The organism is Micrococcus sp. H39-S4 (assembly GCF_027158145.1).
In the GTDB taxonomy this organism is placed as follows: Bacteria; Actinomycetota; Actinomycetes; order Actinomycetales; family Micrococcaceae; genus Micrococcus; species Micrococcus luteus.
Genome location: NZ_JAPVLT010000010.1, coordinates 25,514 through 46,398, shown reverse-complemented (window position 1 = coordinate 46,398; position 20,885 = coordinate 25,514). Strand labels below are relative to the sequence as shown.

Sequence of the window (20,885 nt, the reverse complement as noted above, 5' to 3'; positions counted from 1 at the left end):
CGTCCATTCCTGCACAGCCGCCCCGTCCCGCACAGTGGCCCGCCCCGGCGCCCGGACGGCGGTGGCGTGCGGTGGACTCATCGCCATGCATTCCCCGCCGTCCTCCCCGTCCCCGGCGTTCGGCGCCCTCGGTCGGGCCCTGGCCGACCTGGTCCTGCCCGCCGAGTGCGCGGTGTGCGCGGCGCCGGGCCACCGGCTCTGCCCGGCCTGCGCGGAGGGACTGACCGCCGCCCTGTCCCGGCCCTTCCGGGCGGAACAGGACGCCCCGGCCCTGCCCGTGGGCCCCGGCGGCGCTCCCCTGCCGGTGATGGCGGCCGGCCGCTACGCAGACCCGCTGGCGGCCGCCGTGCTCGCGTTCAAGGACCATCACGCGCTGCACCTGCGCGGCGTGCTGGGCGAGGCCCTCTGCCGGACCGTCGCCGCGGCGCGCCTCGAGCCGGACCTGCCCGGGGCACCGCACGCCCTGCTCGTTCCGGTCCCGGGCGGCGCGGTCGGATTCCGACGGCGCGGCTACGACCCGCTCGCCGAGCTCACCCGGGCGCTGCCGGCGCCGTGGCTGGTCTCCGACGCCGTCCGCGCTCGGCTGCTGCCCCGCGCGAGCACACTCCGGGGCGGCGGCCCGTCCCATGCGGGCACCGGGGCGGGCCAGCGCCGCCGGCGGGCCCGGGACTGGCGCGTCCTCGCCGCACGGCTGCCGGCCGGCGCGCCCGTCCTGCTCGTGGACGACGTCCTCACCACCGGCGCCACCCTCGCCGCGCTCGCGGAGGCGGTGCGCCGCGCCGGCGGGCACCCCGTCGGGGCCGTCGTGCTCGCGGCGGTGGCCCCGCCGCGGGACCCCGCCGAGCCTGGCCCCCGGCCAGGCCCCCGGGTAGGGTGAACGGCACGGAATCGCCCCTACGGTTCCCGTCCTGCCGACGGCTGGAAGGAGGTCGCCCCCTCGGACCCGACGCCCCCCTGCGGACGCGACACCGAGGCGCACCTCCCCTCCCGAGGCCGGACCCGTGAGAGTCGGACCAGGAGGACGCCATGACCATGGATGTCAGCTACATCGCCCGCAACATCAGCCTCTCGGAGAGCTTCCGCGACCACGTCGTCGAGCGCACCGAGCGCCTCCAGCGGCTCGCCGAGGGCGCCGACACGCTCGAGGTCCGCGTGACGAAGGAATCCCACCACAAGCACTCAGACGAGGCGGTCCGCGTGGAACTGACGGTCCGCGGCCCGCGGGACGTCGTGCGGGCTGAGGCCGCCGCGGACGACGAGCTGGCAGCCTTCGACAAAGCCGCCGCCCGACTGACCGAGCGCCTGCGGCGCCTGCGCGACCGGCGCAAGGACCGTCGCCGCGGCAAGCTCGGCGCCTCCCGCGGCGCGGGCGAGGTCGGCTTCGTGCCACCGCTGCCGCCGTCGGGCGCCGCGCTGGCCGCGGAGGACGCCTCCGCGCAGGACGCCCCCGAGGCGGGCACCCCGGTGCGCATCCGGCAGAAGGCGTTCCCCGCGACCCCCATGAGCGTGGACGACGCCGTGGACGCGATGGAGCTGGTCGGCCACGACTTCTACCTCTTCCAGAACGCCGAGACCGGCGTGCCCTCCGTCGTCTACCGCCGCCGAGGCTGGAGCTACGGCGTGATCCGCCTGGACGAGTCCCTCCCTCAGGATCACGTCTCCGCCTCCGAGGGGGAGCAGGCATACCAGACGCGGGAGGACTGACCGCCCCGCCGACGTCGACCACGACCTGCTGACGCCGCGACGCCCCTCCCCTCCGGGACGGGCGCCGCGGCCCGTCCGGACTCGGCCCGTACACTGTCCCGGAGACCGCGCCACGGCCGCGCGCGAGGGGCATCCCGTCCCGCCCCGGCCACACCGCAAGGGAGCAGAGAACCAGTGCCTTCGATCATCGACCGCGTCCTGAAGATCTCGGACAACCGCGTCCTCAAGCGCATGCAGGCCACGGTGGACGCCGTGAACCTCCTCGAGGACGACTTCCGGGCGCTCAGCGACGCGGAGCTGCGTGCCGAGACGGACACGCTCCGGGCCCGGCATGCGGACGGCGAGTCGTTGGACCTGCTCCTGCCGGAGGCCTTCGCCGCGGTCCGCGAGGCCGCGGGACGCACGCTCGGCCAGCGGCACTACGACGTCCAGCTGCTCGGCGGCATCGCGCTGCACCAGGGCAACATCGCGGAGATGAAGACCGGCGAGGGCAAGACCCTCGTGGCCACCGCTCCGGCCTACCTCAACGCGCTGTCCGGCAGGGGCGTGCACGTGGTGACGGTCAACGACTTCCTCGCCTCCTACCAGGCCGACCTCATGGGCCGCGTGTTCCGCTTCCTCGGCATGCAGACGGGCGTCATCGTGGCGGGCCAGACCCCGGCCGTACGGCGCGAGCAGTACGCCGCGGACATCACCTACGGCACGAACAACGAGTTCGGCTTCGACTTCCTCCGCGACAACATGGCCTGGTCCCTCGACGAGCTCGTGCAGCGTGAGCACCACTACGCGATCGTCGACGAGGTGGACTCGATCCTCATCGACGAGGCCCGCACCCCGCTGATCATCTCCGGCCCCGCCCAGGGCGAGGCCAACCGGTGGTACGGCGAGTTCGCCCGGCTGGTGCGCCGCCTCGAGGCGAACACGGACTACGAGGTGGACCACAAGAAGCGCACCGTCGGCATCCTCGGCCCCGGCATCGAGAAGGTCGAGGACCACCTCGGCATCACGAACCTGTACGAGACGCAGAACACCACGCTCATCCAGTTCCTGAACAACGCGGTCAAGGCCAAGGAGCTGTTCAAGCGGGACAAGGACTACGTGGTCCTCGACGGCGAGGTGCAGATCGTCGACGAGCACACGGGCCGCGTGCTCAAGGGACGCCGCTACAACGAGGGGCTCCACCAGGCCATCGAGGCCAAGGAGGGCGTGGAGGTCAAGCCCGAGAACCAGACGCTGGCCACGGTGACCCTGCAGAACTACTTCCGCGGCTACGAGAAGCTCGCCGGCATGACGGGCACCGCCGAGACGGAGGCCGCCGAGTTCACGTCGACCTACGGCCTCGGCGTCGTCGTGATCCCGCCGAACCGGGAGCCACAGCGTGTGGACCGCAACGACGTGGTGTACAAGAACGAGAAGGTCAAGTTCGACGCCGTCGTCGACGACATCGCCGAGCGGCACGCGAAGGGCCAGCCGGTCCTGGTGGGCACCACCTCCGTGGAGAAGTCCGAGTACCTCTCCACGCTGCTGGCCAAGCGCGGCATCCGCCACGAGGTCCTGAACGCGAAGAACCACGCCCGCGAGGCCGCCATCGTGGCGCAGGCGGGCCGCCCGGGCGCCGTCACCGTGGCCACCAACATGGCCGGCCGCGGCACCGACATCATGCTCGGCGGCAACGCCGAGTTCACGGCGGTGGCCCGCATGCAGGAACTGGGCCTCGACGCCGCCGAGGACCCGGAGGCGTACGAGGCCCGCTGGCCCGAGGTGCTGGCGGAGGCCGAGGCCGCCGTGGAGGACGCGCACCGCGCGGTCATCGAGGCCGGCGGCCTGTACGTGGTGGGCACCGAGCGCCACGACTCGCGCCGCATCGACAACCAGCTGCGCGGTCGTTCCGGCCGTCAGGGCGACCCGGGCGAGTCCCGGTTCTACCTCTCCCTCACGGACGAGCTCATGCGCAACTTCAACCCGGGCGTGGCCCAGCGGATCATGAACAGCCCGTCGATCCCGGACGACATGGCGCTCGAGTTCGGCTTCGTCTCGAAGGCGATCCAGAACGCGCAGGCGCAGGTCGAGGGGCGCAACGCCGAGCAGCGCAAGAACGTGCTCAAGTACGACGACGTGATGAACCGCCAGCGCGAGGCCATCTACACGGACCGCCGTTCCATCCTCGAGGGGGAGGACCTGCAGGACCGGGTGCGCCGCTTCGTGGAGGACGCCGTCGGGAACATCGTGGACGCGGCCACCGAGGAGGGCCACGCCACCGACTGGGACCTCGACCAGCTGTGGCGGGACCTGGCAGAGCTCTACCCCGTGGGCATCTCGCAGGAGGACGTCCTCGACGAGGTCGGCGGCCGGGGCCGGCTCAAGGCCGAGGTCCTCAAGCGCGAACTCGTCTCCGATGCGCTCCTGGCGTACGAGGACCGGGAGGCGCAGGTGGGGTCCGAGGCGCTGCGGGAGGCGGAGCGTCGCGTGGTGCTCGCCACCATCGGGCGCCGCTGGCAGGAGCATCTCTACGAGATGGACTACCTCAAGGAGGGCATCGGGCTGCGCGCGATGGCCCAGCGCGAGCCCCTCGTGGAGTACCAGCGCGAGGGCTACACGATGTTCCAGAACATGCTCGCCGCCATCCGCGAGGACGCCGTGCGCACGCTGTTCCAGGCGCAGATCAGTGCGGCCCCCGCGCCGACGTCGCTGCCCGGCGTCCAGGACGCCCGCGCCGTGACGATGGCCCCGCAGATCTCCGTGGAGGGCATCGACGCCCCGCAGCAGCCGGCGCAGCTGCGTTTCACCGGTCCGTCCGAGGACGGGCAGAGCGCGGTCACCCGCAGCGGCACGGACTCCGGCGCCACGGTCGCGGCGGGCACGAACCGCCGCTCCCGCCGTCAGGCGGAGCGCCGCGGCCGCCGCGGCTGACCGGCATCCCGCCACGACGCAGGACGAGGGCCCGCAGACCTCCAGGTCTCCGGGCCCTCGATCGTCGGTCCGACGGGACGATCCGGCTCAGCCGATCTCGACCGACGTCACCTTCCACCGGCTGAGCCGCCGCTCGAGTCGGAGCGCGAAGGCCCGGGCCCGGCCCTCCCACAGCACCGTCGCGCTGGCCTCCACCCGGCCGGGCGCGACCTCGCACACGCGGGCACCCACCGGGCGGGGTGCGGACGCGGGCGTCCGGGGCGGGACGGCCGCGGAGGGCCGTCGACCGGGCCCGGTCGGCGCGACGGCGCCCAGCAGCTCCATGCGACGGGTCAACTTGTCCAGGACCTCGGGCGAGAGCCAGGCGGAGAGGTCCCGCAGGGCACGGCGGCCCGTCTCGACCTCGACGCAGGCGACGGCGATCACGGCGGCGAGCGAGCGGACGCGGCGCAGCTCCTCGCGCCCCTGTTCGGTGCGGGCCCGCCGGGCGATCTCCTCACCGCGGGGCAGGACTGCGGGGCTGTGGGCGGGCCCGTGGAGGAGGGTGTCGGCGGTGCGCCGGTCGGAAGCGGCGCGGGGGCGGGTGGCGAGGGTGGTCATGGCGGTCTCCTGAGGACGAGGCGAAGCGGGGGAGTGCAGGGTCGTGGATGTCATGGCCGTGGTCCGTCCACGCCGGCGTGCGGGGTGAACACGGGGGAGGTCAGCACGGTGCCGGGCAGCAGCAGGTGCGGGTCGTCGCCGATCACCCGTCGGTTGGCCTCGTACCAGCGGCGCCAGCGGGCGTCGATCTCTCGGGGGGTCGCGTCCGGGCCGAGCTCGGCGGCGGCGAGGTGCCACAGGCAGTCGCCGCGCCGGACGGTGACGGTCGGGTGGTCCGGATCCGCACGGCCGGTGCCGGCGCCCGGTGGGGCCGGCGCCGGGGGCCGGGGCGTCCACGCGGCGTCCGGCGCAGGGGCCTCGACGCCGGTGGCGTGCGCAGGCACCGCAGCCACGGTCCAGGAGGCGTCCGGCACGGGATGAGCCGCGTCCGCCCACGCGGCCGGTGCCGCGAGCAGCTGGGCACCGACGACGGCGCCTGCCACGCGTCCGAGCAGGGCGGGAGTGAGGCTCCGGCCCAGGCGGGCCCAGGCCGGCCGACCCGCGCGGCGCCCCAGCGCGACGAGCGCCAGCCCGATCAGGCCCACCGCCCACCATGCGAGCAGTCCGAGCCCGGCGAGACCGGCACCGAGGCCCAGCACGCGGGTCAGTTCCGCCCCGGGCGCGCTGGTGCCCGTCTGCAGCAGCGCCGCGGCACAGGCGAGCAGACCGGGACCGGCCAGAAGCAGGACGGTGAGGCCGACGGCGTCCGCCGCGTCGACCGGACGGGTCGGGGCCGGGCCGGCCGGTGATGTCGAGCGCTCCATGGATTCCCCTCCTGTGCGTCCGTCCGGCCGGGATCCCGCGATCAGGCCGGTGATGATGATCACAGTGAACTGCACGGGCCGATAGGTGTCAAGAGTGATGTTTGATGATGTTTGATGACGACCGATGTCCGGCGCTGAGCCTCCTATGCTGAGCGCATGCGGTGGAACGGACTCTTCGACGACCTGGAGGCGCACTGGGCCGACCTCGGCTGGCAGGAGACGGTGGCCGAGGCCGCGGAGCTGACCCGAGCGGAGTGGATGGCGCTGTCCCTGGCCGACCGCCTGCGCGGAGCTCGAGGGCGGCAGGTCCGGCTGCACCTGGCCTGGGGCGAGGTCGTGGACGGCGTGGTGCACACGGTGGGCCAGGGCTGGGTCGGCGTGCACGTCGACGGCTCGGGGTCGGCGATCGTCGCGGTGGACTGCGTGGCGGCCGTGGAGGCCGACCTGACCCGGGCCGCGGTCGCGCCCGAGCTCGCCGCGGCCGGCTGGGGGACGGTGCTGCGCGGCATCGCGCGGACGCGCCAGCCGGTGGCGGTGACGGGGCGCCTCGGCGCGGCACTGGCAGAGGGCACCGTGGACCGGGTCGGCGGCGACCACCTCGACATCGCCCGCCACCCGCGGGACGAGGCCCGGCGGGCCGCCGCCGTCCGCGGGCGGCTCGTCATCCCGTTCGGGGCGCTGGGGACGGTCCGGACCGCGCTGCGCCCCGCCTGAGCAGACCGTGTGGGCTCAGCGGGCCTGCGCGTCCGCCTCGGTCCACTCCCGGACGCGGGCGCGCGTCACTTCCTTCTGACGCTCCACGTAGTCCTCGAGCCAGGACACCTCGATGCGCCACTGACCGCGGCCCCCGACCTGGATGGCCTGCAGCTCACCCGAGCGGACCAGGGCACGGGCGGCCTGACCGGAGATGTTCAGGGTCTCCGCCACGTCGGTCAGGGTGAGAAAGCGCTGCACGGTGCTCCTTCGGTCGAGGCGTCCAGGACGGTCGCGGGCGGCCCACGACGTCGACCCATTCAACCCCGGGAACACCCGGAGGCGACACTTTTCCACAGCGTACGCGGCGGATCCGGCGATCCACGGCCCCTGTGGTTACTCTGGGCGCAGCGCGGAGGGGCCGACACCGACGGGGTGCCGGGGCCGCGGCGGCCCGAGAGGCCGGTCCGAAGGGGGGAACATCCGGTGTCCACGACCATGTCCGCGTCCGCCGAGGGCGGCCGTCTGCGCCGGCCCCGCTGGCGGGATCCCCGGCTCCTCGTCGGTCTCATGCTCGTCCTCGCCTCGATCGCCGGCGTCGTGGCGCTGGTCGCCTCCTCCCAGCGGACCGCCGCGTACTGGACGGCTGCGGAGGACCTGCCCCCGGGCACACCCATCGCGGCCGGGGACCTGCGGCCCGTGGAGGTGAACCTCAGCGAGGCCGGCGAGCGGTACCTCAGCGCCGATGCTCCGGCGCCCGAGGGGCGGATGGTCTCCGGGACGGTCCGGGCCGGCGAGCTGCTGCCGGCGGCGGCACTGGTGGACGCGGACCCGGACGGCCGTCGTCCCGTCGGGGTGGCCCTGGACGAGCCGCTGCCGTCCGGCGTGGGCGTGGGAGACCGCGTGGACGTCTGGGTGGCCATGCCCGCGGAGGGAGGCCGCGGCCATGCGGACCCGGCCCGGCTGGCCGAGGCGCTCGAGATCTCCGAGGTCACGGCGGAGCAGAACGGCTTCGGCGGCTCGGGCACCACCCGGGTACAGCTGCTGGCACCGGAGGAGACCCTGCCGCGCATCGTGGACGCGAAGGTCAAGGACGCGCGGGTCACCCTCGTGCCGGCCCACGGGGTGCGCTGACCGTGCGCATCGCCCTGGCCACCACCGTCCAGCCGGGCCTGGACCACATCGGCCCGCTCGAGCGGCACCAGACGGACATCACGGTCCTCCGCCGGGCCGAGGACCTCGCCGAGCTGCTCGCGATCGCCCGCTCCGGTCTCGTGGACGCGGTCCTCGTAGCCGGGGACACCGAGTCCCTCACCGCCGCCTTCCTGGAGGAGACGGCCCGGCTGCCCCGACCCGTGGGCGTGGCGGCGCTCAGCGAGGTTCGCACCGAGCGCCGTCGCCTCCGCAGCATGGGGGTGCCCTGCGTGCGCGCCGACGCCGACCCCGAGCAGATCGCGGCCGTCGTCGTGGAGTCCGCGAGCGCCGCCGCGGAGGGCCGCCGGCCGGAGACCTCGCACGGGGAGGACGCCGACCACGCCCGGGATCACGCCGAGGACCTCGACGACCTGCCGATCACCCTGGAGACGCTCGGCGCGGACGAGGTGCCCGGCCTCACGGACCCCTGGCGCGACGCCGACGAGCCCGACGACGCCGGGCCGGGTGCCGCCCCCGCCGCGGCCACGCCCGACGGCGGCCCCGCCACGGCGGACGAGGGAGCCGACCCCGCACCCTCTCCGGAGGAGGGCGAACCGGCCGGACCCGCGCGGGAGTCCCTGGTGACCGTGGTGTGGGGCCCCACCGGCGCTCCGGGACGCACCACCGTCGCCGTGAACCTCGCCGCCGAGCACGCCGTGGCCGGCCGGAACACGCTGTTGATCGACCTGGACACGTACGGCCCCGCCGTCGGTGTGCACCTGGGGCTGACGGAGGAGTCGGCCGGCGTGGCGCGGGCCGTGCGGCGGGCCGACCACGGCCGGCTGGGCGCCGCCGACCTGGCGGCCGCGGGCGTCCGCGTCCGCGTCGCCGGCGCGGACCTGACGGTTCTGACGGGACTCACCCGCGTGGACCGGTGGCCCGAGCTGCGCCCCGCCGCCGTCTCCGCGCTGATCGCGGCCGCCAGGGAACACTGGGACCGCGTGGTCGTCGACGTCGGGTTCGGTCTCGAGCAGGACGAGGAGTTGTCCTTCGACGTGCCCGCCCCACAGCGCAACGGTGCGACCCTGGCGGCGCTCGCCGCGGCCGACGAGGTCATCGCGGTCGGCGGGCCGGACGCCGTCGCACTGCCCCGCCTGGTCCGCGGGGTCGAGGACCTGGCGGAGGCGGCCCCGGCGGCACGGCTGCGCGTCGTGGTCAACCGGCTCCGGCCCGCGGCCGCCGGCGTCGCCCCGCGAGGCCAGGTCGAGGCCGTCTGGAACCGCTACGCCTCGCCCGCCACGCCGCTGGAGGCGTTCCTGCCGTGGGACCCGGCCGCCGCGGACCCCGCGCTGCTCGCCGGCCAGGTGCTCGCCGAGGCCGCTCCGAACAGCCCGCTGCGTCGCGCCCTCGCCACGCTGGCCGGCGTCCCTGCCCGCCCCGCCCGCCGCGGACGGCACCGCGCACGGCCCTCGCAGACCATCGCCGCCGCGTCCTCCGACGACGCCCGCGACGCCACGGACCCGGGCCGCCCGGCACGTCGCCGTACCCTGATCCCATGGTCAGTTCGCTCGCGCAGGACCCCCTGACGTCGCACCCGGACATCGGAGACGAGGACCGCGCCTGGCTGCAGCGGCTCGTGGGGGACTGGCAGCTCGTGGCAGACCTGGCGCTCGCGGACCTCGTGCTCTGGTGCCCCGTGCCCCGCCGCGACGAGGCCGGAGGGTTCGTCGCGCTCGCCCAGGTCCGGCCCTTCACCGCTCCCACCCTCTTCCACCGCGACATCGTGGGCTCGCGCGCCCGCGCGGACCTGCGGGCCGTCGTCGGGCAGACGTGGCATGGCGGGGAGCGGGCCGAGGGGGCCGGCCCCGTCGAGGCCCCGGGCGGCACGCTGCAGGTGCGTCTGTGGCCGGTGGTCCGCGCCGGGAGGGTCATCGCGGTCGTCTCCGCGCACGCGGACCCGAACGGCCGGCCGGCGCGCTCGGTGATCGAGGAGAACTACAGCCGGACGGCCAGCACCCTGCTGGACATGATGCAGCACGGCCGCTGGCCGGCGCCCGAGGAGCCCTCCGGCCTCTGGGCGGGCGGCACGCCGCGGGTGGGGGACGGCCTCGTCGTGCTCGGGCCGGACTCGGTCGCCGAGTTCACCAGTCCCAACGCGGTCTCCGCCCTGCGCCGGCTGGGCATCGCCTCGACCCTCGAGGGGCACCGGCTCACCGACGTCCTGGCCAGCACCGACGCCGCCCGCGTTCCCACCGACGAGGGGACGTGGGCCGTGCTCACCGGCCTGCGTGCCGGACGGCGGGAGGTGCAGTCCGGCGGGGCGTCCCTCACGGTGCGCTCCGTCCCCCTGCTCGGTCCGGACGGCTGGCAGGGGGCGCTGCTGCTGCTGCGCGACGTGACCGAGCTGCGCCGCCAGGAGCAGCGTCTGCTCACCAAGGACGCGACCATCCGCGAGATCCACCACCGCGTCAAGAACAACCTGCAGACCGTGGGATCGCTGCTGCGCATGCAGGCGCGGCGCACGTCCTCGCCCGAGGCGGAGCGTGCGCTGCGTCAGGCGATGCAGCGGGTGGACACGATCGCCCTCGTCCACCAGACGCTGAGCGAGGAGATCGAGGACCAGGTCCCCGTGGACGGTCTGCTGCAGCGGCAGTTCCGCCTGGCCGTCGAGGTGGCCGGGGACGGGCGGCCGCTGCAGGTCGCGGTCACGGGCGAGTTCGGTGAACTGCCCTCCCACGTGACCACGCCGCTGGCGCTGGTGCTCAATGAGCTGGCGGCCAACGCCGTCGAGCACGGCACGGCGCCGGGCGGTGGCTGCGTGGGCCTGCACGCCGACCGCGAGTCGACCCCCGCGGGAACGGTGCTGGTCGTGTCCGTGACGGACGGCGGCCCCGCCGCCCCCGACGGATGGGTGCCGGGGGAGTCTCCCCGCGCGGGCGAGGGATCGGGGCTCGGCCTGCGCATCGTGCACTCGCTCGTGGAGGGGGACCTGCGCGGCACCCTGCGCTGGGAGCGGTCCGACGACGGCGGCACGCGCGTCGTGCTGCGACTGCCCCTGACGTGAGCCCGGCCGGGCATGACGACGGCCCCGTCGACGAGGTCGACGGGGCCGGTGGTCCGGGTGGGTCAGGAGGCGCGGCGGGCGCGCGCCGCGCGGCGCTTCATGGCGCGCCGCTCGTCCTCGCTCATGCCGCCCCAGACGCCCGAGTCCTGGCCGGACTCCATGGCCCACTTCAGGCACGTGTCCACGACCTCACACGAACGGCACACCGCCTTGGCCTCCTCGATCTGCAGGAGGGCGGGGCCGGTGTTGCCCACGGGGAAGAACAGCTCCGGGTCCTTGTCCAGGCACGCTGCTTTACTGCGCCAATCCATCGGTCCGCTCACTTTCTGTCGGAAGAGCCGGAGCCCGCGGGCGCCGGTGGTCACGGCCTCCGCCGGCGGCGGGCGCGGGGGCCTGCGCGGACGACGCGCGGCACGACCGATACGGAGGGCGACCCTGGTCATTGCAACGGGGACCGCTTTCGTACGAACGCGGCCCCCGGAAATCTTTCGCGTGCCATCCTCGCACGGCCCTCACGAGTGAACAAGAGGTGAATGAGGTGCATCACCGCACCTCCCAGTGAGTCCTTGGTCACACCCATGCCCGGGGCGGCGCGTCGCCGCGGACCTGGCCCGCGCACCGCCCGGCGTACGGTGGGGGACACGTCCGTCCCCGCAGCCGTCCCGCAGGAGAGGCCCCATGGCACAGTCCCGCCGCCCCGACCCCGTCGCCCCGTCCGAGTCGTCGGGCGCCGACGCGACGACGGTCCCGCCCCGCCCCGGCCGGGGCCTGCCGGTGGCCGTCCTCGTGGTCGCCGCGGCGCTCGTGCTCGAGGCGGGCGCGCTCCTCTGGCTCGCCGTGGACGCGGTGGTGCATGCGGCGGACGGGGTGCTCCCGGCCGGCGCCCGCGTGATGCTGGTCGTCATCTACGCGCTGCTCACCCTGTGGATCCTTGCGACCGCCGTCGCCCTGCTGCGCGGTCGGGCGTGGAGCCGCGGCGCCGCCGTCGCGATCCAGCTCTTCGGTGTGCTCCTGTCGTCATGGCTCTTCAGCGTGGACGCCGCCGCTCTGGGTGGGCCGCTGCTCGCGGTCTCCGGCGTCGCGCTGCTCACCCTCTTCACGACGCCGGTCACCCGGCATCTCACCCCCGCCCCGGAGGCCTCGACGGACGCCTGAGCCCGGCTCCGACGACGACGGCGCGCCCCCGGTCGGGGGCGCGCCGTCGTCGTCATCGGGGGGCGTGGTCAGTTCACCGGGCCGGTGAACTTCTCGCCGGGGCCCTTGCCCGGGGCGTCCGGGAACGGGGAGGCCTCACGGAACGCCAGCTGCAGCGAGCGCAGGCCGTCGCGCAGCGGGCCGGCGTGCTGGCTGCCGATCTCGGGGGCCGCGGCCGTGACCAGCCCGGCGAGGGCCGTGATGAGCTTGCGGGCCTCGTCGAGATCGATGAGCTCGCGGGCGTCGGGGGAGTCGGCCAGGCCGCACTTGACGGCGGCGGCGGTCATCAGGTGCACGGCGGTGGTCGTGATGACCTCGACGGCGGGGACCTCGTGGATGTCGCGGATCTCGGCGGGGGCGTCCATGGGGGTGGCGTCCTGGGCCTGACGTTCGTCTGTCATGGTGGTAAGCTTCCCATAGACCACTCGTGGTCCGCGCAAGACCTCGTCATCCGGTGACCCCGGGGCGGGCATGCACGGGCCAGGAGCAGCAAAGTGGAGGCCTCTCTCCCACCCGCGTCAGCAGGATGTCCGGTTCGCCCCGGGCCGAGTTGCCGGGTCGCCGGTCGGGACCGCCGCGTCGTGGCGCGCAGCCCGCACCGAGGGTCCCGTCCGACGGGATCGTGTCGAGGCCTCCGTCTGCGTCCGCGCAGGGGAGGCCTTCCTCGTTTCCGAGGGCCCCTCCGGTGGGCGCGGGGTCACCCGTCGTCTCACACAGAGGAGTACCACCATCAGCGATCCCCGCATCAACGAGCGTATCCGCGTTCCGGAAGTCCGCCTGGTCGGCCCGAACGGCGAACAGGTCGGCATCGTCCGCGTCGAGGACGCCCTCCGGCTCGCCGCCGAGGCGGACCTGGATCTCGTGGAGGTGGCCCCCACGGCCAAGCCTCCGGTGTGCAAGCTGATGGATTTCGGCAAGTACAAGTACGAGGCCGCGGTGAAGGCCCGTGAGTCGCGCAAGAACCAGGTGAACACGGTCCTCAAGGAGGTCCGCTTCCGCCTGAAGATCGACAAGCACGACTACGAGACCAAGACCGGCCACGCCAAGAAGTTCCTGAGCCAGGGCGACAAGGTCAAGGCCATCATCCAGTTCCGCGGCCGTGAGCAGCAGCGTCCCGAACTCGGCATCAAGCTGCTGCAGCAGTTCGCCGAGGACGTCGCCGAGCTGGGCACCGTCGAATCGCAGCCGCGCCAGGACGGCCGCAACATGGTGATGGTGGTCGGCCCGCTGCGCACCAAGGCCGATGCGCGGGCGGACCAGCGCAAGAACTCGGCCGAGAGCCACCGCGAGCGTCAGGGCGGCGGTTCGCGTCGCGACCAGGCCGCCCGCGAGGCCAAGGAGCGCGCCGCGCAGAAGGCGGCGTCCGACTCCGCCCCGGTGCGGAATTCGGTCGGGGATGCGTTCCCCGAGCAGCTGAAGGCCATGGCCGCCCGGACGCAGGAGAACGCCTCCGCGGCCCCGGCCGAGACGACGCAGGCGCCGAAGACCCCGGCCCCGGCGGCTCCCCGCCCGGCCGCGGCCGCCCCGGCTGCGAAGCCGGCCTCCAGCGCCACGCCCGCATCGGCCCCGAAGCCGGCCGCGACGCCGAAGCCGCAGTCCTCGGCTGCGCCGGCTGCCACGCCGAAGCCGCGGTCCGCCGCCAAGCCGGCCGCGCCGTCGTCGGCTCCGAAGCCGGCGGCCAAGCCGATGCCGGCCCCGCCCAAGCCCGCCGCCCCCCGCGGCGGTGCCCCCAAGTCCGGTCCTCGGGCCTGACCCCCCGGGGTCGCCACAGACCAGCCCGGTCCGGACGGACCGGGGTGACCAGCACTGCCGTGCGCGCCGCGCACGGCAGCGATGAGTGAAGGAGAACGGCAGCCATGCCGAAGATGAAGACCCACAGCGGTGCCAAGAAGCGCTTCCGCGTGACCGGCTCCGGCAAGATCATGCGCCAGCAGGCGAACCGCCGCCACTACCTGGAGCACAAGTCCTCGCGCCTGACCCGCCGTCTCAAGGGCGACCAGCTCGTCTCCAAGGGCAGCATCAAGCAGATCAAGCGGATGCTCGGCATCTGACACCCCCCCGGCCTCGCCGGAACCCCTTCCTCCTCGACCGTGACGCGCCAGTGCGCGCCCCGGGGACCACACAGATTGGAGTACGCACGTGGCACGTGTGAAGCGGGCAGTGAACGCCCACAAGAAGCGTCGGACCATGCTGGAGCGCGCCTCCGGCTACCGCGGCCAGCGGTCTCGCCTGTACCGCAAGGCGAAGGAGCAGATGCTCCACTCGTTCACCTACAACTACCAGCATCGCCACAAGCGCAAGGGTGACTTCCGTCGCCTGTGGATCACCCGCATCAACGCGGCCGCCCGCGCCAACGGCATGACCTACAACCGCTTCATGCAGGGCCTCAAGCTGGCCGGCGTCGAGGTGGACCGCCGCATGCTGGCCGAGATCGCCGTCTCCGACGCCGCGACCTTCGCCGTGCTGGTGAAGACCGCCCGCGAGGCGCTGCCCGCAGACGTGAACGCCCCCGCCGCCTCCCGCTGAGCCGGCTCAGGGGCCCTGAGGGCCCCATCACCACGCCCCAGGCGTGAACACCACCGCCGACGGGGCGGGTCCTCCACCGAGGCCCGCCCCGTCGGCGTCTGCACACCCGCAGCCGAGCCCCGACCAGAAAGACCCCATGACACCGCACGCCGAGCCGATGACCCATCCCCGTGCCGAGCGCGTGCGCGCGGTGGCAGCCCTGGCGGGCCGCTCCGCCCGACGCCGGACGGACACGTTCCTCGTCGAGGGGCCGCAGGCCTGCCGCGAGGCGTTGCGTGCCCACCTGGGGGAGGGGCCGGCGGCTGCCGCGGGGCAGTGGCGGGCGGGGCGGGTGCTGACCCAGGTGTACGTGTCCGTCGGTCTCGTGGACCGGGATCCCGCGCTCGCCGAGCTCGTGGCGCGCGTCCGGGACCGCCCGACGCCGGGTGGTGAGCGCGTCCTGGTGCGCGAGGCCAGCGACGAGGTGCTCACCGCCATGGCCGACGCCGTGACGGGGCAGGACATCGTTGCCGTGGCGCGGATGCCGCCGCCGCAGGCCGTCGAAACGGTCCTCGAGGAGGCGCGCCTGGCCGCCGTGCTGTGCCGCGTGCAGGACCCGGGGAACGCCGGCACCGTCATCCGGGCCGCGGACGCGGCCGGGGCGGACGCGGTGGTCCTCACGCCGGGCTCCGTCGACCCGTTCAACCCCAAGGTGGTCCGGTCCACCGCAGGGTCGCTGTTCCACCTGCCCGTGGTCACCGCCGTCCCCGTAGAGGCGGCCGCGGCCGCCGCCCGGGCCGCAGGCCTGCAGGTGTGGGCCGCCGACGGCTACGGCTCGGATCGGCTCGACGCCCTCGCCCCCGGCGTGGTCGCCGCGCCGACCGCGTGGCTGTTCGGCAACGAGGCCCAGGGCCTGGACGGCGGCGAGCTCGCGCTGGCGGACCGCCGGGTGGCGGTGCCGCTGTATGGGGCCGCGGAGTCCCTGAACGTGGGGACCGCCGCCACGGTGTGCCTGTACTCGTCCGCGATGGCGGGGGCACGGCGCGCCGGCTGACGGGGCGCACGAGGCGGCGCCAGCCGTCCGGAGACGCAGATGGGGCGGGGATCCGAGTGGATCCCCGCCCCTTCTGCGCGTTCCCGGGTCGAAACCGGGCCGCTCAGCTCGCTCAGGCGCGGGTGCCGGTGCGGCGGGTGATGGCCTGCCACACGGCCGCGACGATGACACCACCGATGATCGCGAAGATCCAGGTGCCCAGACTGAAGAACTTCTCGTTCACGTTGATGTTGAACACCAGGGAGGCAATCCAGCCGCCGAGGAGAGCACCGACAATGCCGGTGAGGAGGGCGCCGAGCCAGCCGCCGCCCTGACGTCCGGGGAGGATGGCGCGAGCGATGGCACCGGCGATGAGGCCGAGAACGATCCAGCCAATGAAGCCCATGATAGTGATTCCTTTCAGGTTGCGAATCTGACGTACGAGAACGAACGTAGCAAGGGGTTTTCGTCCGGGGCCACCTCTGGCGCCCCGGCTTTTTCGGGATTTCCCGGCCGCACGAGGATCGCCCCGGCCGGGAGCGGGCCGATCAGCGGGGCGAGCCGCCGTCGTCAGCCTGGACGCCGGGCCGCGCCGCGACGTCGCGGCGCACGAGCAGGAACGCCAGCACCAGGCCCGCCAGGGCGATGCCCGCGCCGACCAGCGGCGGGGTCCGCAGCGACGCACCGGCCCCGATCGCGGCGGCCCCGACCCACGCGCCCATCGCGTTGGCCATGTTCAGCGCGGAGTGGTTGAGCGAACCGGCCAGCTGGGGTGCGGTGGGCGCGGAGTCCACGAGCAGCACCTGCAGGGACGGGGCGATCCCGGAGCCGCTGACGGCCACGCAGAAGAGGAACACGATCATCACCGGAGCCCACGAGGCCGTCAGCGCGACGGCGGCCAGCGAGACCGCGCTGAGCCCGAAGCTCAGGCGCAGGGTGCCCACCGGGTCGCGGTCCGTGAGGGCGCCGCTGACGAGCGTGCCGATCACCATGCCGACGCCGTAGAGGGCCAGCACGGCGGGGACCCACCGTTCCTCGAGGCCCGCGACCTCCGTGAGCAGCGGCGCGATGTAGGTGTAGAGCGCGAACATGCCGGCGAAGCCGATCACGCCCACGGCCACCGTCGCCCACAGGCGGCCGGAGGCCAGACCGCGCAGCTCGCGGCCGACCGAGGCGCCCGCGGGGGCCGGCACGGACGGGACGAGCCACGCGGTCGCCCCGACGCACAGGGCCGCGCAGACCGCCACGATGACGAACATCCAGCGCCAGCCGACGGCCTGCCCGAGCGCCGTCGCGCCCGGCACGCCCAGCACGTTGGCCACGGACAGCCCGGCCATCACCCAGGCCACGGCCTGGCCGCGGCGGGCGGGCCCGGCGAGGTCCGCCGCGGCCAGGGCGGCCGCGGAGAAGTAGGCGCCGTGGGGCAGGCCCGACACGAACCGGGCCGCCATCATGCTCCCCATGTCCGGGGCGAGGAACGCGGCCACGTGCCCCACGACGAACAGCAGCATCAGCACGATGCTCGTGACCCGCCGGTCGACGCGGGCGAAGGACGCGGCCAGCAGGGGAGCGCCGATCACGACGCCCAGCGCGTACATGGAGATGAGCACGCCGCCGGCCTCGAGACCGATGCCGAGGTCGGCCACCGCCTGCGGCAGCAGGCCCATCATCGCGAACTCCGTGGTGCCGATCGCGAAGCTGCCCAGGGCCAGCGCGAGGATGGCCGGCAGCAGACGCACGCGGCGGCCGCCCAGCAGCGCGCCGGGGCCCGTCGGCGCGGTCGGTGGGATGGACGGGTCCGGGCGCGTCGGACGCGGGGCGCGGGGGGAACGGTCGTGGGCGCCGTCGGCGGCGGGAGTGGGGATGGGCACCGACCCAGCCTACGGACTCCGGTCTGCGGGGGCGGGGGCCTCGCTAGCCTGGGCTCATGACCTCCGCCACACCTGCTCGCCCCGCGCCCGCCGCCCGCCCGACGACGTCGCCCCGGGACGGTGCGCGACCGCGGCAGGTCGTGGGGCTCGCGCTGCTCGACGATGTGGCCGCGCCGACCCGCCTGCTGGCGGCCCGTCGCAGCGCGCCTGCCCCGCTGCGGGGGCTCTGGGAGTTCCCCGGGGGCAAGGTCGAGCCGGGGGAGGGCGTCCAGGAGGCGCTGCTGCGGGAGTGCCGGGAGGAGCTCGGGGTCGCCGTGCGGCTCGGCCCCGAGGTGGCGGCGCCGGAGCCGGACGGGTGGGAGCTGGCCAACGGCGCCCGGATGCGGGTGTTCTGGGGCGTCCTGGCGGAGGAGGGGGCGACGCCCCGAGCCCTCCAGGACCACGACCTGCTGGCGTGGCTGCCGCTCGCCGGGCCGGGCGTGCGGCACCTGGACTGGATCCCGGCGGACCGGCCGATCGTGGCCGAGGTGCTCCGTGGCGCCGCCACGGCGTTCTCCGCGGGGCGCTGAGTCGACACGCGGCCGGCCGCGCCCCGCGGACCGGTCAGAACAGCGCGGGCTGCGCCGCCGGAGCGGAGGGCCGGGACGCCGGCCGGCGCCGGGCCGGGGGATCGTCCTCGCGCCGGATGCCGTGGGCGCCGCCGCGGGCCAGGCCGTGCCGTGCGGCGGCCTCCCCGGCCATCCGGGTGAGCATGCGGCGGTACGACTCGGGCGCGTAGGCGGACCGGGCGTACATCTGCTCGTAGCCGGCCAGCAGATCCGGGTGCTCGCGGCGGATCCAGTCCAGGTACCACTCCTTCGCGCCCGGCCGCAGGTGCAGGGCGCCCGGCATGACGCGCGCGGCTCCGGCGTCCGCCAGCGCGCGCATGAGGGCGTCGATCTCGCGGTCCCCGTCCGTGAGCCACGGCAGCAGGGGCATGGCCATGACGGTGACGTCCGCACCCGCGGCGGCGAGCCGCTCGATCAGGCGCAGGCGTGCGGTCGGCGACGGCGTGCCCGGCTCGACCGCGGCGGCGATGGCGGGGTCGAGCATCGCCAGGGACAGCGAGACCTGCACCGGCACCTGGCGCGAGGCCGCCTGCAGCAGGGGCACATCCCGCGCGAGCAGGGTCCCCTTGGTCAGCACGGAGAACGGGGTGCCGGAATCGGCCAGGGCCCGGATGATCCCGGGCATCAGCGCGTAGCGGCCCTCGGCCCGCTGATACGGGTCCGTGTTCGTCCCCAACGCCACCGCCTCGCGGCCCCACGTGGGGCGGGCGAGTTCGGCGCGCAGCACCTCGGCGACGTTGACCTTCACGACGATCTGCCGGTCGAAGTCGGCCCCGGCGTCGAGCTCGAGGAAGGTGTGGGTGCTGCGGGCGTAGCAGTACCGGCAGGCGTGGGTGCAGCCGCGGTACGGGTTCACGGTCCAGCGGAACGGCATGGCCGAGGCGGACGGCACCGAGTTCAGTGCGGTCTTGGCGAGCACCTCATGGAAGGTGACGCCCGCGAACTCCGGGGTGGTGACACTCCGCTGCAGGTCCGAGAGCGGCAGCAGGGCGGCGGAGCCGGCCGGTGTGCCGGCCGTCGCCCGCTGGGCTCCGCCCTCGGACCGCAGGGTCTGCGCTTCCCATCGCATGGCCAGAAGTAGAACACATGTTCGAATCGACCCGCAAGCGTGTTCGAGTCCGGGCGTGGCGCGGGCGCCGAGACGCGCCTACCGTGGTCGCCATGACCTCCCGTGCACCCGCCCCGGCCGCCCGCGTCCTGCTCACGGGCTTCGAGCCCTTCGGCGGCGATGTCCACAACCCGTCGATCGCCGCCGCGCGGGACGCCGTGGGCATCCTGGCGGACCGGGGTGTGACGGCCGAGGCGGTCGAGCTGCCGTGCGCGTTCGGCGCGGCCGGGCCGGCCCTGACCGCGGCCCTCGACCGGGTCCGGCCGGAGGTGGCGATCGCCGTCGGGCTGGCTGGCGGCACGGCGACGGTCCGGGTCGAACGGGTGGCCGTGAACCTGCAGGACGCCCGGATCCCGGACAACGCGGGGGAGCAGCCCGTGGACCGGCCCGTGCGCGCCGACGGTCCCGCGGCCCTGTTCGCCACCCTGCCCGCCAAGCGTGCCGTCGCCGCGATCCGGGAGGCCGGCGTCGCCGCGGAGCCGTCCCTGTCCGCGGGCGCGTTCGTGTGCAACCACGTCATGTACTCGCTCCTCGACGGCCCCGGCACCACCCGGGCCGCCGGCTTCATCCACGTGCCGTGGGACACCGAGCACCGCCCGACGCCGGACACCCCGGCCCTGCCCGCGGCCGACCTGGCGCGCGCGGTGGCCGAGGCCGCCCTGACGGCGCTGGCCGGCGGCCCCGACCTCGACGTCCCCGGCGGCACCCTGCACTGACCTCCCCGGACCCCGGGTCCGTGTCGTCGCGATCGCCCGTGCCCGTCAGCGGCGGCGCCGCAGGCCGCGGACCACGGGCCGCTCGATGTAGCCGCCCAGGGCCAGGCTCGCGCGTCGTTCGAAGACGTTGCGCGAGGCCGGATCCCCGGTCCGCCACATCGACCACGCCGCCGCCAGCGCGTACGCCGGCAGGAAGGGCAGACCCAGCAGGAGGGCGTACTGGTCCGCATGGCCGGCCTCGTGCCGCCACAGCGCGGGCGTCATGCGCAGGCCGGGGCGGGTGAACACGACGTCGCCGACCGTGAACGCGGCCCCGCCCGGGAACCGGTGCGTCCAGCCGTGGGCCTCGATCAGCCCGTGCGGTCCGGGCCGCAGCGCGCAGCCGGCGACGACGGCGCCCACCAGCCCCAGCGGCGTCGCCAGGTTCAGCAGGTTCCACAGCCCGCGCGCCCGCACGTGCGCCGGAGGCGACGGCCGGGAGGGGGCCGCGGTCATGGCTGTGCCGCAGGATCGGCGTCCCCGGCGGGGGACCCGGACGCGGGGACGTCGAAGTAGAGCGGGGCATGGGCGGCGCAGCCCGGGTTGAACGGCGCCCCGCAGGCCGGGCACGCAGGATCAGCGGTGGCCTCGAGGGCGAGGTAGGCGGTCACGCTCAGCTCGGTGCGGCACACCCCGCACAGCACATGCGGCCGGTCGAACTCGCCGGCAGGCACCGGCACGGCCGGGTGGTCGGCGAGCTCCGCGTGGCAGCGGTGGCAGGACCAGTACGCGGGGCAGCAGGCGAAGCGCAGGGCGACGACGTCCCGCGCCGTGGCGTAATGGGCGCAGCGGGTCTGCGCGTCCAGGCCCACGCCCCGCAGCAGCGGGTCGGTGCCGTCGAGGGAGTCCGGGGCGGTCATGCGCCTCAGCCTAGGCCGAGCGGGCCCGGGGCGGACACTAGAC

24 protein-coding genes are annotated in these 20,885 nt (G+C 74.9%); 14 read left to right on the top strand and 10 right to left on the bottom strand.

The annotated features are described in order from the left end of the window. Positions 1-85 precede the first annotated feature (85 nt). From O3T09_RS09990 to secA, 3 genes are all read left to right on the top strand, one after another. Entirely contained in the window at positions 86-877 is a 792-nt protein-coding gene (locus O3T09_RS09990; protein ID WP_049147327.1) for a ComF family protein, read from the top strand. Between the two features lie 149 nt (positions 878-1,026). Further along, the gene (gene hpf / locus O3T09_RS09985) at positions 1,027-1,704 is read left to right on the top strand and encodes a ribosome hibernation-promoting factor, HPF/YfiA family (protein WP_036316002.1); all 678 of its coding nucleotides are present in this window, start codon (positions 1,027-1,029) and stop codon (positions 1,702-1,704) included. A 174-nt stretch (positions 1,705-1,878) separates the two neighbouring features. Next, complete coding sequence (gene secA / locus O3T09_RS09980) at positions 1,879-4,614, top strand: preprotein translocase subunit SecA (RefSeq protein ID WP_049147323.1); 2,736 nt, start codon at positions 1,879-1,881, stop codon at positions 4,612-4,614. 87 nt (positions 4,615-4,701) lie between these two features. Here the strand turns inward: secA and O3T09_RS09975 are convergent, their stop codons facing one another. Next, the gene (locus O3T09_RS09975; RefSeq protein ID WP_049147321.1) at positions 4,702-5,214 is read right to left on the bottom strand and encodes an Rv3235 family protein; all 513 of its coding nucleotides are present in this window, start codon (positions 5,212-5,214) and stop codon (positions 4,702-4,704) included. Between the two features lie 50 nt (positions 5,215-5,264). After that, positions 5,265-6,017: a LysM peptidoglycan-binding domain-containing protein gene (locus tag O3T09_RS09970; RefSeq protein ID WP_044659782.1), complete on the bottom strand. Its 753-nt coding sequence runs from the start codon at positions 6,015-6,017 to the stop codon at positions 5,265-5,267. Between the two features lie 156 nt (positions 6,018-6,173). On the opposite strand from O3T09_RS09970, the gene O3T09_RS09965 reads away from it, so the two are divergent. Continuing rightward, positions 6,174-6,731, top strand: a complete 558-nt coding sequence (locus tag O3T09_RS09965) for a hypothetical protein (protein WP_049147319.1) — start codon at positions 6,174-6,176, stop codon at positions 6,729-6,731. 15 nt (positions 6,732-6,746) lie between these two features. Here the strand turns inward: O3T09_RS09965 and O3T09_RS09960 are convergent, their stop codons facing one another. After that, complete coding sequence (locus O3T09_RS09960) at positions 6,747-6,971, bottom strand: helix-turn-helix domain-containing protein (RefSeq protein ID WP_049147317.1); 225 nt, start codon at positions 6,969-6,971, stop codon at positions 6,747-6,749. Positions 6,972-7,196: 225 nt separating this feature from the next. On the opposite strand from O3T09_RS09960, the gene O3T09_RS09955 reads away from it, so the two are divergent. The 3 genes from O3T09_RS09955 to O3T09_RS09945 are packed head-to-tail and all read left to right on the top strand — an operon-like array spanning position 7,197 to position 10,908. Further along, complete coding sequence (locus O3T09_RS09955) at positions 7,197-7,844, top strand: SAF domain-containing protein (protein WP_113914377.1); 648 nt, start codon at positions 7,197-7,199, stop codon at positions 7,842-7,844. A gap of 2 nt (positions 7,845-7,846) precedes the next feature. Next, a complete protein-coding gene (locus O3T09_RS09950) occupies positions 7,847-9,430 on the top strand; it encodes an ATPase (protein ID WP_144818727.1) in 1,584 nt (527 codons plus the stop codon). Further along, positions 9,400-10,908, top strand: a complete 1,509-nt coding sequence (locus O3T09_RS09945; protein ID WP_144818729.1) for a sensor histidine kinase — start codon at positions 9,400-9,402, stop codon at positions 10,906-10,908. Before O3T09_RS09950 ends, O3T09_RS09945 begins: the two co-directional genes overlap by 31 nt. Positions 10,909-10,970: 62 nt before the next feature. On the opposite strand, the gene O3T09_RS09940 is transcribed toward O3T09_RS09945, so the two are convergent. Next, a complete protein-coding gene (locus O3T09_RS09940; protein ID WP_002854852.1) occupies positions 10,971-11,219 on the bottom strand; it encodes a WhiB family transcriptional regulator in 249 nt (82 codons plus the stop codon). Between the two features lie 367 nt (positions 11,220-11,586). Between O3T09_RS09940 and O3T09_RS09935 the strand changes: the two genes are divergently transcribed. Further along, positions 11,587-12,063 (top strand): hypothetical protein, encoded by a 477-nt coding sequence (locus O3T09_RS09935; protein WP_041105247.1) that lies wholly within the window; start codon positions 11,587-11,589, stop codon positions 12,061-12,063. Between the two features lie 68 nt (positions 12,064-12,131). On the opposite strand, the gene O3T09_RS09930 is transcribed toward O3T09_RS09935, so the two are convergent. Continuing rightward, positions 12,132-12,503: a DUF1844 domain-containing protein gene (locus tag O3T09_RS09930; RefSeq protein ID WP_036313345.1), complete on the bottom strand. Its 372-nt coding sequence runs from the start codon at positions 12,501-12,503 to the stop codon at positions 12,132-12,134. Between the two features lie 328 nt (positions 12,504-12,831). On the opposite strand from O3T09_RS09930, the gene infC reads away from it, so the two are divergent. From infC to O3T09_RS09910, 4 genes are all read left to right on the top strand, one after another. After that, positions 12,832-13,854 (top strand): translation initiation factor IF-3, encoded by a 1,023-nt coding sequence (gene infC / locus O3T09_RS09925; protein ID WP_144818756.1) that lies wholly within the window; start codon positions 12,832-12,834, stop codon positions 13,852-13,854. 104 nt (positions 13,855-13,958) lie between these two features. Then, positions 13,959-14,153: a 50S ribosomal protein L35 gene (gene rpmI / locus O3T09_RS09920; RefSeq protein ID WP_002853699.1), complete on the top strand. Its 195-nt coding sequence runs from the start codon at positions 13,959-13,961 to the stop codon at positions 14,151-14,153. 88 nt (positions 14,154-14,241) lie between these two features. Then, entirely contained in the window at positions 14,242-14,628 is a 387-nt protein-coding gene (gene rplT, locus O3T09_RS09915; RefSeq protein WP_002853696.1) for a 50S ribosomal protein L20, read from the top strand. A gap of 136 nt (positions 14,629-14,764) precedes the next feature. Then, positions 14,765-15,661 (top strand): TrmH family RNA methyltransferase, encoded by an 897-nt coding sequence (locus O3T09_RS09910; protein ID WP_144818733.1) that lies wholly within the window; start codon positions 14,765-14,767, stop codon positions 15,659-15,661. 112 nt (positions 15,662-15,773) lie between these two features. Here O3T09_RS09910 and O3T09_RS09905 read toward each other — a convergent pair whose 3' ends face one another. Beyond that, on the bottom strand, positions 15,774-16,046 hold the full coding sequence (locus tag O3T09_RS09905; RefSeq protein ID WP_020624693.1) for a GlsB/YeaQ/YmgE family stress response membrane protein: 273 nt from the start codon (positions 16,044-16,046) through the stop codon (positions 15,774-15,776). Between the two features lie 142 nt (positions 16,047-16,188). Beyond that, positions 16,189-17,511: an MFS transporter gene (locus tag O3T09_RS09900; protein WP_144818735.1), complete on the bottom strand. Its 1,323-nt coding sequence runs from the start codon at positions 17,509-17,511 to the stop codon at positions 16,189-16,191. Between the two features lie 56 nt (positions 17,512-17,567). On the opposite strand from O3T09_RS09900, the gene O3T09_RS09895 reads away from it, so the two are divergent. After that, positions 17,568-18,080: a (deoxy)nucleoside triphosphate pyrophosphohydrolase gene (locus O3T09_RS09895; RefSeq protein WP_098092377.1), complete on the top strand. Its 513-nt coding sequence runs from the start codon at positions 17,568-17,570 to the stop codon at positions 18,078-18,080. A gap of 34 nt (positions 18,081-18,114) precedes the next feature. Here the strand turns inward: O3T09_RS09895 and O3T09_RS09890 are convergent, their stop codons facing one another. Beyond that, entirely contained in the window at positions 18,115-19,188 is a 1,074-nt protein-coding gene (locus tag O3T09_RS09890; protein ID WP_098092380.1) for an Rv2578c family radical SAM protein, read from the bottom strand. Positions 19,189-19,280: 92 nt separating this feature from the next. Between O3T09_RS09890 and O3T09_RS09885 the strand changes: the two genes are divergently transcribed. After that, entirely contained in the window at positions 19,281-19,943 is a 663-nt protein-coding gene (locus tag O3T09_RS09885; protein ID WP_313955368.1) for a pyroglutamyl-peptidase I family protein, read from the top strand. A gap of 45 nt (positions 19,944-19,988) precedes the next feature. On the opposite strand, the gene O3T09_RS09880 is transcribed toward O3T09_RS09885, so the two are convergent. Together O3T09_RS09880 and O3T09_RS09875 are read right to left on the bottom strand one after the other, a co-directional pair. Beyond that, complete coding sequence (locus tag O3T09_RS09880) at positions 19,989-20,438, bottom strand: hypothetical protein (protein ID WP_049147952.1); 450 nt, start codon at positions 20,436-20,438, stop codon at positions 19,989-19,991. Beyond that, positions 20,435-20,842, bottom strand: a complete 408-nt coding sequence (locus O3T09_RS09875; protein ID WP_049147953.1) for a CHY zinc finger protein — start codon at positions 20,840-20,842, stop codon at positions 20,435-20,437. The genes O3T09_RS09880 and O3T09_RS09875 overlap by 4 nt, the downstream gene beginning before the upstream one ends. Positions 20,843-20,885 lie beyond the last annotated feature (43 nt).

Coding starts and splice junctions, on each gene's coding strand:
- O3T09_RS09970 (WP_044659782.1), bottom strand. CDS start 6,017: ATGGAGCGCTCGACATCACCGGCCGGCCCGGCCCCGACCCGTCCGGTC.
- rpmI (WP_002853699.1), top strand. CDS start 13,959: ATGCCGAAGATGAAGACCCACAGCGGTGCCAAGAAGCGCTTCCGCGTG.
- O3T09_RS09945 (WP_144818729.1), top strand. CDS start 9,400: ATGGTCAGTTCGCTCGCGCAGGACCCCCTGACGTCGCACCCGGACATC.
- O3T09_RS09905 (WP_020624693.1), bottom strand. CDS start 16,046: ATGGGCTTCATTGGCTGGATCGTTCTCGGCCTCATCGCCGGTGCCATC.
- O3T09_RS09935 (WP_041105247.1), top strand. CDS start 11,587: ATGGCACAGTCCCGCCGCCCCGACCCCGTCGCCCCGTCCGAGTCGTCG.
- O3T09_RS09910 (WP_144818733.1), top strand. CDS start 14,765: ATGACACCGCACGCCGAGCCGATGACCCATCCCCGTGCCGAGCGCGTG.
- O3T09_RS09895 (WP_098092377.1), top strand. CDS start 17,568: ATGACCTCCGCCACACCTGCTCGCCCCGCGCCCGCCGCCCGCCCGACG.
- hpf (WP_036316002.1), top strand. CDS start 1,027: ATGACCATGGATGTCAGCTACATCGCCCGCAACATCAGCCTCTCGGAG.
- O3T09_RS09875 (WP_049147953.1), bottom strand. CDS start 20,842: ATGACCGCCCCGGACTCCCTCGACGGCACCGACCCGCTGCTGCGGGGC.
- O3T09_RS09940 (WP_002854852.1), bottom strand. CDS start 11,219: ATGGATTGGCGCAGTAAAGCAGCGTGCCTGGACAAGGACCCGGAGCTG.
- O3T09_RS09990 (WP_049147327.1), top strand. CDS start 86: ATGCATTCCCCGCCGTCCTCCCCGTCCCCGGCGTTCGGCGCCCTCGGT.
- O3T09_RS09890 (WP_098092380.1), bottom strand. CDS start 19,188: ATGCGATGGGAAGCGCAGACCCTGCGGTCCGAGGGCGGAGCCCAGCGG.
- O3T09_RS09880 (WP_049147952.1), bottom strand. CDS start 20,438: ATGACCGCGGCCCCCTCCCGGCCGTCGCCTCCGGCGCACGTGCGGGCG.
- O3T09_RS09885 (WP_313955368.1), top strand. CDS start 19,281: ATGACCTCCCGTGCACCCGCCCCGGCCGCCCGCGTCCTGCTCACGGGC.
- O3T09_RS09930 (WP_036313345.1), bottom strand. CDS start 12,503: ATGACAGACGAACGTCAGGCCCAGGACGCCACCCCCATGGACGCCCCC.
- O3T09_RS09975 (WP_049147321.1), bottom strand. CDS start 5,214: ATGACCACCCTCGCCACCCGCCCCCGCGCCGCTTCCGACCGGCGCACC.
- O3T09_RS09965 (WP_049147319.1), top strand. CDS start 6,174: ATGCGGTGGAACGGACTCTTCGACGACCTGGAGGCGCACTGGGCCGAC.